An 11201-nucleotide genomic window follows, 5' to 3' on the forward strand; every position below is an offset into this window, starting at 1 on the left:
ACGCTCCAACAACTTCCCCATGAGGCCCCTCCGCTGGCTTTCGCCTTGTGACTTCGCCGTCCAATATGTTTGACAAACCTACAGTTTCCCACTGCGGCAGCGGCGGGCCCGGTTGACCGGGGCCAGGCGGAAGTCCTTGACGGAAGGAGTTGGGCAGGGTAGAATAAATTGATTGTGAATTTGAAGGGGGACAGGCAGATGAGAAAAATCGGCTTTGATAACGCGAGATACCTGGAGACCCAGTCGGCCCGCATCAAGGAGCGCATCGCCCAGTTCGGGGACAAGCTCTACCTGGAGTTCGGGGGCAAGCTCTTTGACGACTATCACGCCTCCCGGGTGCTGCCTGGCTTCGCGCCGGACAGCAAAATCCGGATGCTCCAGGAGCTCAAGGACGACGTGGAGGTGGTGGTCACCATCTGCGCCGGGGACATCGAGAAGAACAAGCTCCGGGGGGACCTGGGCATCACCTACGACGTGGACGTCCTCCGGCTCATCGACGCCTTCCGGGGGCAGGGGCTGTATGTGGGCAGCGTGGTGGTGACCCAGTATGACCGCCAGCCCGCCGCCGACGCCTTCAAAAAGCGGCTGGAGGGCCTGGGGATGCGGGTCTTCCTCCACTACCCCATCGCCGGCTACCCCAACAATGTGCCCCTTATCGTCAGCGACGAGGGCTATGGAAAAAACGACTATGTGGAGACCTCCCATCCCCTGGTGGTGGTCACCGCCCCCGGCCCAGGCAGCGGCAAGATGGCGGTGTGCCTCTCCCAGCTCTACCACGAGCACAAGCGGGGGGTGAAGGCCGGCTACGCCAAGTTTGAGACCTTTCCCATCTGGAACCTGCCCCTTCAGCACCCGGTGAACCTGGCCTACGAGGCGGCCACCGCCGATCTCAACGACGTGAACATGATCGACCCCTTCCACCTGGCCGCCTACGGGGTGACCACGGTGAACTACAACCGGGATGTGGAAATCTTCCCCGTCCTGGCGGCCATCTTCGAGAAAATCACTGGCGCGTGCCCCTACAAGTCCCCCACCGGCATGGGGGTGAACATGGCGGGCAGCTGCATCATTGACGACCAGGTGGTCCAGGAGGCCGCCCGGCAGGAGATCATCCGCCGGTACTACGCCGCCCTGTGCGACCGCCGCCAGGGCCGCTGCGGGGACGAGCCGGTCTACAAGCTGGAGCTTCTGATGCAGCAGGTGAAGGCCGACGCCTCCCTGCGCCCGGTGGTGGGGGCCGCCCTGGCCGTGGCCGAGGAGACGGGGAACCCCGCCTCCGCCATCCAGCTCCCCAGCGGCGAGGTGGTCACCGGCAAAACCACCGACCTGATGGGGGCCTCCTCCTCCACCCTGCTCAACGCCCTCAAGCGCCTGGCCGGCATCGGCCATGAGCACCACCTCATTTCCCGGGAGGCCATCGAGCCCATCCAAACCGTAAAGGTCAAGCACCTGGGCAGCGCCAACCCCCGGCTCCACTCCGACGAAACCCTCATCGCTCTGGCCATCAGCGCCACCACCAACCCCCTGGCCCGGCAGGCCCTGGACCAGCTGGAGCACCTCCGGGACTGCGAGGCCCACTCCTCCGTCATCCTCTCCCCGGCGGACTCCGGCACCTACGCCAAGCTGGGGATGCGCCTGACCTGCGAGCCGGCCTATGAGACCAACAAACTCTATCACAAGGGCCTCTGAGGCGGACGCCGGACGGGATGCCGAAAAATTTTGAAATTGTTTGCGATTTCCCAGGGCTTTGTTTAGGGCTTGTTTGAAAATTGGCGATGTGTCCGGCAGCGAGGGATTTTGGGCGGCTGGCAAGCAATTTTTTCGCAGGAATCCTGGCGGATTGCAAGGAAAAATTGCGCCGTCCAGGGGACAAAAGACCCGCCGGTTGGGCATGTTGACATTTTTCAAACAAGCCCTAGGGACGGGGGGTAGAATGGGCTGTACAGGCCGGGGAGGAGGCACAGCGGGTGAAGCGGAGCATCTTTCTTTACCATACGGCGGCGGTGCTGGCGGCCCTTGCGGCTCTGCTGGCAGTCAACAGTCTGGTGACGCGGTGGATCTCCAGGAGCTACCTGGAGCAGGGCCGGGCCGGGATGGACCAGCGCTCGGCCCAGGTCCAGGCCCTCCTCACCCGGTGGGAGCCGGCCGCCGGCACCTGGGAGGACCTGGACGAGGAACTCCGGGCGCTGGAGTACGGCCTGTATGTGGGCGTCCGGGACCACCAGGTCTACTCCTCCCTGGACCGGGGGCAGACGGAGCTGCTGCGGCGGCTGGCCTCCACCGGCTGGCTGGAGGATGTGGCCACCTCGGTCCGCAACGACGGGGTCATGATGGTGGGGGTGGAGAAGGCCCCCTATACCATCATCGCCATGGCCCAGCCGGAATTCCCCGAGATCATGGGCGGGCGGCGGCCCCAGTCGGAGGCCACCATGCTGGGCCTGATGGTCAGCGGCCTGGCGTCCATCGTGGTCATCGTCCTGCTGAGCCTGGCCTTTACCCGCTTCCAGGTCAAGCGGCTGCTCCGGCCGGTGGAGGAGCTCACCGAGGCCGCCCAGCGGGTGGAGCGGGGGGAGCTCTCCCAGCCCCTGAACTACGGCAGACAGGACGAGTTTACCGCCGTCTTCACCGCCTTCGACCACATGCAGGAGCACCTGCTGGCCGAGCGGGAGAAGAACGCCGCCTATGAACGGGCCCGCACCGAGCTGGTGGCCGGCATCTCCCACGACCTGCGGACCCCCCTGACCTCGGTGAAGGGCTACCTCAAGGGCCTCCGGGACGGGGTGGCCAACACCCCGGAGAAGCGGCGGCAGTATGTGGACATCGCCTACCGGAAGGCCTGCGACATGGACGTGCTGCTCCAGCGGCTCTTCTACTTCTCCAAGATGGAGACCGGGGCCCTGCCCCTCTTCCCGGAGCCCGCCGACCTGGGGGCGTTCGTCCGCCGCTTCGCCGCCGAGGCCGGGCGGGAGCTGGCCGAGGGGGGCGGCACGGTGGAAGTCAAAGGGGCCCCGGCCCCCCATCCGGTGCGGATTGACACCGAACAGATGACCCGGGTGCTCAGCAATCTGACCAGCAACGCCGTCCAGTACGCCGGGGCGGATCCCCTGCGGCTGACCCTGACGGTGTGGCGGGAGCGGGACCGGGAATGCCTCCGCTTTGCCGACAATGGCCAGGGGGCGCCGGAGGAACAGCTTCCCCACCTCTTCGAGCGGTTTTGGCGGGGCGACCAGGCCAGGCGCAGCCGGGGCTGCGAGGGCAGCGGGCTGGGGCTGTATATTGTCAAATACATCATCCAGGCGCACGGGGGAACGGTGACGGCCCGGAACGACCACGGGCTGGTCTTCGAGATCACCCTGCCCTGCGACGAGGAGGGACTTTGAATGAGCCGCATCCTGATTGTGGAGGACGACCGGGAGATCGCCATGCTGGAGCGGGACTACCTGGAGATCGAGGGCTTTGAGACCGTTCTGATCTCCGACGGGGAGGAGGCGGTCTCCGCCGCCCTGGGGGAGCGGTACGACCTCCTCCTCCTGGACCTGATGCTGCCGGGGTGCGACGGCTACGAGATCTGCCGGCGCATCCGGGCCAAGGTGGACGTCCCCATTCTGATGGTCACCGCCCGGACCGAGTCGGTGGACAAAATCCGGGGCCTGGGGCTGGGGGCCGACGATTACATCGCCAAGCCCTTCGACCCCGCTGAGCTGGTGGCCCGGGTAAAGGCCCATCTGAACCGCTACGCCCGGCTCACAGGCGGCGGGCGGGGGGAGGCCCAGCGCATTGTGGTGGGGGACCTGGAAATCCTGCCCAGGAGCTGGAAGGTCTTTAAGGCCGGACGGGAGCTCAAACTCCCCAACCGGGAGTTCACCCTGCTGAAATATCTGGCGGAGAACGCCAACATCGTCTTTTCCAAGGAGCAGCTCTTTGAAACCATCTGGGGCTACGACTACATGGGGGACAGCGCCACCGTCACCGTCCACATCGGCCGCATCCGGGAAAAGATCGAAGACGACCCCGCCCACCCCAAAATCATCGAGACGGTGTGGGGGGCGGGCTACCGGCTCAATAAGCCGTAACCAGGCGCCGGGCAAACGCCGCCCCGGAGGGAAGAGCTTCCCCCCGGGGCGGCGCTTTTTGTCGGATGGACGGCGTTGGAAAACCTTTGGAGCCTGTTTAGAAATTGTTTCGAGCATCTACCACCTCCTGTTGTGAGCGGCTTTTTATAATGGACCCAGAAGCAAGGTTTCCCGCATCTCAACGGAAAGGAAGGCTGGACATATGAAGCTCACGCTTGGAAGGAAACAAGGTGGAGAGGGGACGGCCCCTGCCGCCCCGCAAAAAAAGAGGCGGCGCCGGCGCGGCTGGGTCAAGAAGGCCGCGGCCCTGGTGCTGGTGTGCGCCGCCGCCGGGGGCGGAGTCTGGTATTTTCTGGGCAGCAGGGACAACGCCGCCGCAGCCGCCGGCTCCTCTTATACCACAGCGGCGGTGGAGCGGCGGACCATTACCGCCTCCATCACCGGCAGCGGCACCCTGGAGGCCGCCGACTCCTACTCGGTCACCACCCTGCTGGAAGGGAGCATCCTCTCCGCCAACTTTGAGGAGGGAGACCAGGTGGAGGCGGGCGCGGTCCTCTACACCATCGACTCCTCCGACGCGGCCAGCTCCCTGGAGCAGTCCCAGATCTCGGTGAATCAGGCCCAGCGGAATTATGACAGCGCGGTGGAGAATCTGGAGGACCTGACGGTCACCGCCGGCATCGCCGGGCGGGTCCTCACCCTGGACGTGGAGGTGGGGGACGAGGTCAGCGCCGGGACCCAGGTGGCCACCCTCCGCAACTCCGACGTGATGGAGCTCACCGTCTCCTTCCCGGCGGACGACGCCCAGGGCTTCTATGTGGGGCAGGCTGCCGACGTCACCCTGGACTCCACCTTTGAGACCCTCAGCGGCGCCGTCAGCGAAATCGCCGCCAACACCACCGTCCTCGCCGGAAACCGGATCGTCCGGGAGGTGACCGTCCAGGTGTCCAACCCCGGGGGCCTCTCCACCGATCAGACGGCCTCCGCCACCGTGAACGGCGTGGGCAGCAGCTCCAGCGGCGCCTTTGCCTACGCCGGCGAGGAGGCCGTCACCACCCAGGTCTCCGGCACCGTGTCCGCCCTCTCCGTCTCCCTGGGGGACTGGGTGGAGAAGGGGCAGACCCTCCTGGTCCTGACCAGCGAAACCCTGGAGAACCAGGTCCAAAGCGCCTCTGAGAGCCTGCGGAATGCCCAGATCTCCTATGAGAACCAGACCGGGCAGCTGGACGACTACACCATCACCGCCCCCATCACCGGAACCATTGTGGACAAATACTACAACGCCGGGGAGATCTCCGAGTCCAACCAGGTGCTGTGTACCATCTACGACCTCTCCTACCTCACCATGACCCTCAGCGTGGACGAGCTGGACATCTCCGACATCGCCGTGGGGCAGAGCGTCGCCGTGACGGCCGACGCCGTGGAGGGCGTCACCTATGAGGGCGTGGTCACCAAGGTCAGCGTGGCCGGGACCTCCAGCGGCAGCGCCACCACCTACCCCGTCACCATCCGCATTGACGAGACCGACGGGCTCCTGCCCGGCATGAGCGTGGACGCCGCCATCACCCTCTCCAGCGCCGAAAACGTGCTGGCCATCCCCACCGCCGCCCTGAACCGGGGGGACACCGTGCTGGTCACCGCCGACTCCCCCAGCGCCGCCAACGCCGCCCAGACCGGGGGCGGAGGCCCCGAGGAGGCTTTGCCTGAGGATGCCGCGCCGCCTGAGGGGACGCAGGCCCCAGCGGAGGAAGAGACCCAGGAATACGTCTCCGTGGCCGTCACCACCGGCGTCACCGACGGCGATTACATCGAGATTACCTCCGGGCTTCAGGAGGGAGATGTGGTGGCCTATCTCCCCACCTCCGGATCCTCCGGCGGCTTCGCCATGATGGGCGGGATACCCGGCGGCGGAGGCGGCATGGGCGGCGGAATGCCAGGCGGCGGCGGACCGGGAGGGTTCTGAGATGAAGGCGCTCATTGAATTTCAGCAGGTGTGCAAGTACTACTACATGGGCGACGACACCGTGGTGGCCGCCGACCACATCTCCTTCCAGGTCTTCAAGGGGGAGTTCGTGGCCATCGTGGGCCAGTCCGGCTCCGGCAAGTCCACCTGCATGAACATCATCGGCTGCCTGGATGTGCCCTCTGAGGGGACCTATCTGCTGGACGGCCGGGATGTGGGCCAGATGGACAAGGACGAGCTGGCCGAAATCCGCAACGAGCTTCTGGGCTTTATCTTCCAGCAGTACAACCTGCTGCCCAAGCTCAATCTTCTGGAAAACGTGGAGGTCCCCCTGATGTACGCCGGGGTCCCCAAGAGGGAGCGCCGGGAGCGGGCCAAAATCGCCCTGGAGATGGTGGGCCTGGGGGACAAGATAAAGCACAAGCCCAACGAGCTCTCCGGCGGGCAGCAGCAGCGGGTCTCCATCGCCCGGGCCCTGGTGGGGGAGCCGGCGGTCATCCTGGCCGACGAGCCCACCGGCGCCCTGGACTCCCGCACCGGCCGGGAGGTGCTGGGCATCCTCCAGGAGCTCCACGCCGCCGGACATACCGTGGTCCTCATCACCCATGACAACTCCATCGCGGTCCAGGCCCAGCGCATCATCCGGCTGGAGGACGGCCACGTCCTCTATGACGGCCCCTCCGACGCGCCGGAGGCGGTGGTGACCCCCAGGGCCGCAGGGATGGGAGGTGTCCCCTCTTGAGCATTCTGGAATCTGTGGAGCTGGCCCTGAAGAACATCGTCTCCAGCAAGACCCGGACCCTCCTGACCATGCTGGGCATCATCATCGGCGTGGCTGCCGTCATCGTCATCGTGGGCCTGGGCAACGGGCTGGAGGGGTATGTCGCCGGCAGCTTCTCCGATATGGGCACCAACACCCTCACCGTCACCGTCATGTCCCGGGGCTCCACCCGGAGCCTCAGCGTGGACGAGATGTACGAGATTGTGGCGGAGAACAGCCAGTACCTAGACCTGTGCTCTCCCACAGTGAACATGATGGGCTATGTAAAGATCGGCTCGGAGACCCTCTCCTCCACCTCCAGCATGGGGGTCAGCGAGGACTATTTCGGGATATCGGGCGACACGGTGGCCAAAGGGCGGGGGCTCCAGTACAGCGACATTGCCAACCGGAGCAAGGTGTGCGTCATCGGCGCCTTCCTGGACCAGGCCTACTTCGGCGGTAACGCCGTAGGAGAGACCCTGCGGGTGGGGGGGACCAGCCTCACCATCGTGGGGGTCCTGGCCCAGAGCGGCGAACGCCTGGAGGAGGGGGGCGCTGACGACTGCCTCTACCTGCCCTACTCCACCGCCTCCCGCATCTCGGGGGAGATCAGCAGCTATGTAGTCACCATGCGGGACGAGGACCACATCGACGAGAGCGTGGACGCCCTGGAGCGCGCCCTCTATGCCGTTTTTGCCAGCGACAGCTACTATACCGTCACCAGTATGGCCGAAATGCTGGAGACCATGACCAGTATGATTAACATTCTGGTGGGGGTCCTGGCCGGCATCGCCGCCATCTCCCTGGTAGTGGGTGGCATCGGCATCATGAACATCATGCTGGTCTCGGTCACCGAGCGGACCCGGGAGATCGGCATCCGCAAGTCCCTGGGGGCCAAGGAGCGCTGCATCATGCAGCAGTTTGTCATCGAGGCCGCCTGTACCAGCGCCCTGGGGGGCATTACCGGCATTCTCATCGGCCGGGGGCTCTCCGTCCTGGCCTCCCGGGTGGTCACCCGGCTGATGGGGGAGACCCTGACCGTCTCCCCCACGGCGGCCGCAGTGGGCATGGCCTTCGGCATCTCGGTGGGCATCGGTATCCTCTTCGGCTACCTCCCCGCCAAGAATGCTCATGTGCGGTAAAGTAGCACACGATTTGGCAGGCAGCTTTCCACTATTCCCACTATGCCAGAGAATAAATAAAAGCCTAAAACGACAATCGATACAAAGGCTTTTGTCGTTTTAGGCTTTGAAATTATCACGCAAGAGCGTCCACCTGTGAAACCTCCACAGCATCTGTCTTAGATAGTTGAGCCATCTGAACATATCGCTCAATCATAGGTTGGAAAGCACCCGGTCTACTTGTACTTGTTTCTTCACTATCCTCTACGTTTGTGTCATCGTTCCTATTGTCTGTGTCGGCGGCATTCTCCACATTTTCGTTGCCGGTGGCGTCATTTTCATCTTTTTCGGGTTCTTCCACCTTATCAATCGGCTTATTGTTCTCCTGAATCTGTTCATTTAGGTCGGTCAGTTGCTTGCCAATTTCAACGTTCAAGCTTCTGGACTGCTGCTGTAATGCAGCTAATTCTTCTTCCTTTTTTGCAATCGACTCGGCAGAACCGGGAGAAGATCCTGCACGTGCTTTATCTAATTCAATCTCGGTTTCTAACACACGGCTGCTCCCGTCAACTCTTGTTTTCACGGAACTCATGATGGAAACTTTGTCAAGCCCGGAGGAAAGTGACATCAAATTCTTCATTTTCTCATTCTGAATCTCTTGCTCTGTCTTGGGCTCAGAATCGTTCTTCTTGACAACGTTCTTTTGCTGTTCGGCGGCTGTCATCATCTGTTGAATGGTTGCTTCGGTAATCTGTTCGTCAATTTTTTTAATCTGCTCGTCGTAAGAATCCAGTCGAGCCTGTATACTCTCTTGGGACAACCCTCTTTCCTTAGCGGATAAAATCAATTCACTTTTCCAATTTTCGATTGACATTTTTTGCTTATTTAGAGCATCAACGATACCAGATGATGTTCCATAGGGAGAGAAATCTAAACGATTTTTCTGGAATGGCAAACCAAAGCCAAACACACCCTGAGCATTTTTGCCTACTCCCTGCCCCATTCGATTTGCGTTTATAATGCTGTTATATGACATTGCTTGAAAAGTTGATGATATTTTCATAATGAAACCTCCTTTATGTGATATGCACTGCCTTTCCAAGCGACAACTACTAATTATTATATCGGCAAAATTTGTGTTTGTCAATAAAAAAGTCTTGCAAAAGGGCTCCAAAAAAGTGAGCACCTTCAACACCCAATAAACTTGTCAGGACTGCATGGGGCGAGCCCCAACGCACACCTTTTGGTGCGCTAACAGATCACGCTCTTTTGCAAGAGTTTTGGAGCCCTTTTGCGAGGGTCGGGCGCACGAAACGCTCACGCCCTTTTGCTCACATTTTGGAGCCCCCAAGCCCTTTTTCAAAAAGAACTGCGTTGCCGGTGCATGGACTGCGTAAGACGGTAGCTTTCACCGGAGAAAATCACAATATGGCTGTGGTGGATTAGCCGGTCTACCTCACCGACCTCACAGAGTTCTCCGCCATGTCCGGCAACCAGAGATACCTGCTGGCGGAAAACGTCCAGGTCTACCTGCGGGACAGCTCCGGGGACCTGTATGCCACCACCCTCAATGAAATCCTCGGCTCCGATTACAGCCTGCGGGGCTGGTACGACGACCTGGACTTCGCCGCCGGAGGCCGTATTCGGATTCTGATCGCGTCGTAAGCCCCCTGCCTTTCCTCCCCCTGAGACAAGAAAAAAGGAACTCCCCCCGCACCCAAGGGTGCGGGGGGAGTTCCTTTTTCAGAAGCGCTTTTTACGGCCCCCTGCTTGGCGGAACGTCCTTCTTACTTCACGCCCATCCAGCCGGAGATGACCATGCGCTGGACCTCGGAGGTGCCCTCATAGATCTCGGTGATCTTGGCGTCACGCATGAAGCGCTCGAAGGGATACTCGCGGGTGTAGCCGTAGCCGCCGGTGAGCTGCAGGCAGCGGCGGGTCACGTCGCTGGCGGCCTCGGAGGCGTACAGCTTGCCCATAGCGGCCAGGTGGCCGTAGGGCTCGTGGTCCTGCTTGGCCTGAGCGGCGCGGTAGACCAGCAGCCGTGCCGCATCCACCTTGGCCTGCATGTCGGCCAGCTGGAACTGGGTGTTCTGGAACTGGCTGATGCGCTTGCCGAACTGCACGCGCTCCTTGGTGTACTTCACGCACTCGTCGATGGCCGCCTGAGCAATGCCCAGGGCCTGGGCGCCGATGCCGATGCGGCCGCCGTCCAGGGTGGTCATGGCAATCTTGAAGCCCTTGCCCAGATCGCCCAGCAGGTTCTCCTTGGGCACGATGCAGTCCTCAAACACCAGCTCGCAGGTGGAGGAGCCGCGGATGCCCATCTTCTTCTCGTGAGAGCCCACCTTGAAGCCGGGGAAGTCCCGCTCCACGATGAAGGCGGAGATGCCCTTGGTGCCCTGGCTCTTGTCAGTCATGGCCAGGACCACGAACACATGGGCAAAGCCCGCGTTGGTGATGAAGATCTTGCTGCCGTTGAGGACCCAGTGGTCGCCCTTGTCCTCGGCCACGGTCTTCTGCATGGCGGAGTCGGTGCCCGCGCCGGGCTCGGTGAGGGCGAAGGCGCCCAGCCACTCGCCGGTGGCCAGCTTGGTCAGGTACTTCTGCTTCTGCTCCTCGGTGCCGTACTCGCTGATGGGCCAGCAGCACAGGGAGCTGTGGGCGGAGACCATGACGGAGGTGGTGGCGCAGTGCTTGGCCAGCTCCTCACACACGCCGATGTAGTTGACGTAGCTCAGCCCGGCCCCGCCGTACTCCTCGGGATAGGCCACGCCCATCATCCCCATGTCGGCCAGCTTGTGCCAGGTCTCCTCCGGGAAGCGCTCTTCCTCGTCGATCTCCGCGGCGATGGGGGCGACTTCCTTCAGACAGAAGTCGTGCAGCATGTTCAGGACATCCTGCTCATCGGGGGTAAAATGGAAATTCATAGCAGATCCCTTCCTTGTCTTCAGATTTTTTATGGTGAATCCTTTCGGAACTCACGCCGTGATGATGCCCTTAGGGCTTGTTTGAAAATTGGCGATGTGTCCGGCAGCGAGGGATTTTGGGCCGCTGGCAAGCAATTTTGACCCAGGAATCCTGGCGGATTGCAAGGAAAAATTGCGCCGTCCAGGGGGGCAAAAGACCCGCCGGTTGGGCATGTTGACATGTTTCAAATAAGCCCTAGGCCCGGGCCTTCTTGATCTCCTCGGTGAGCACAGGCAGCACCTCAAAGAGGTTGCCCACCACGCCGTAGTCGGCCACGTCGAAGATGGGGGCGTCGGGGTCCTTGTTGATGGCAA

Annotated in this window: 9 protein-coding genes and 1 pseudogene; 7 read left to right on the forward strand and 3 right to left on the reverse strand. The window is 62.2% G+C overall.

The window, feature by feature from the left end; genetic code table 11:
• Positions 1-198: 198 nt before the first annotated feature.
• The 6 genes from Q0K09_RS09095 to Q0K09_RS09120 all read left to right on the forward strand — a co-directional run bounded on the left by Q0K09_RS09095 (position 199) and on the right by Q0K09_RS09120 (position 7938).
• Positions 199-1689, forward strand: coding sequence for a DUF1846 domain-containing protein (locus Q0K09_RS09095; protein ID WP_294475535.1), 1491 nt, complete (start codon positions 199-201; stop codon positions 1687-1689).
• A 278-nt stretch (positions 1690-1967) separates the two neighbouring features.
• Entirely contained in the window at positions 1968-3380 is a 1413-nt protein-coding gene (locus Q0K09_RS09100) for a HAMP domain-containing sensor histidine kinase (protein WP_294475537.1), read from the forward strand.
• Positions 3381-4073, forward strand: a complete 693-nt coding sequence (locus Q0K09_RS09105; protein ID WP_294475538.1) for a response regulator transcription factor — start codon at positions 3381-3383, stop codon at positions 4071-4073.
• Positions 4074-4275: 202 nt separating this feature from the next.
• Positions 4276-6036, forward strand: a complete 1761-nt coding sequence (locus tag Q0K09_RS09110) for an HlyD family efflux transporter periplasmic adaptor subunit (protein ID WP_294475539.1) — start codon at positions 4276-4278, stop codon at positions 6034-6036.
• A gap of 1 nt (position 6037) precedes the next feature.
• Positions 6038-6778, forward strand: coding sequence for an ABC transporter ATP-binding protein (locus Q0K09_RS09115; protein ID WP_294475541.1), 741 nt, complete (start codon positions 6038-6040; stop codon positions 6776-6778).
• Positions 6775-7938: an ABC transporter permease gene (locus Q0K09_RS09120; protein ID WP_294475542.1), complete on the forward strand. Its 1164-nt coding sequence runs from the start codon at positions 6775-6777 to the stop codon at positions 7936-7938. Before Q0K09_RS09115 ends, Q0K09_RS09120 begins: the two co-directional genes overlap by 4 nt.
• Before the next feature lie 115 nt (positions 7939-8053).
• On the opposite strand, the gene Q0K09_RS09125 is transcribed toward Q0K09_RS09120, so the two are convergent.
• Positions 8054-8980, reverse strand: a complete 927-nt coding sequence (locus Q0K09_RS09125) for a hypothetical protein (protein ID WP_294475545.1) — start codon at positions 8978-8980, stop codon at positions 8054-8056.
• A gap of 419 nt (positions 8981-9399) precedes the next feature.
• Between Q0K09_RS09125 and Q0K09_RS09130 the strand changes: the two genes are divergently transcribed.
• The gene (locus tag Q0K09_RS09130; RefSeq protein WP_294475547.1) at positions 9400-9582 is read left to right on the forward strand and encodes a hypothetical protein; all 183 of its coding nucleotides are present in this window, start codon (positions 9400-9402) and stop codon (positions 9580-9582) included.
• Between the two features lie 122 nt (positions 9583-9704).
• Here the strand turns inward: Q0K09_RS09130 and Q0K09_RS09135 are convergent, their stop codons facing one another.
• Complete coding sequence (locus tag Q0K09_RS09135; RefSeq protein ID WP_294475549.1) at positions 9705-10847, reverse strand: acyl-CoA dehydrogenase; 1143 nt, start codon at positions 10845-10847, stop codon at positions 9705-9707.
• Between the two features lie 235 nt (positions 10848-11082).
• A pseudogene (locus Q0K09_RS09140) lies at positions 11083-11201 on the reverse strand (electron transfer flavoprotein subunit alpha); the annotation flags it as partial.

The organism is uncultured Intestinimonas sp., assembly GCF_944387725.1.
Taxonomy (GTDB): Bacteria; Bacillota; Clostridia; order Oscillospirales; family Oscillospiraceae; genus Intestinimonas.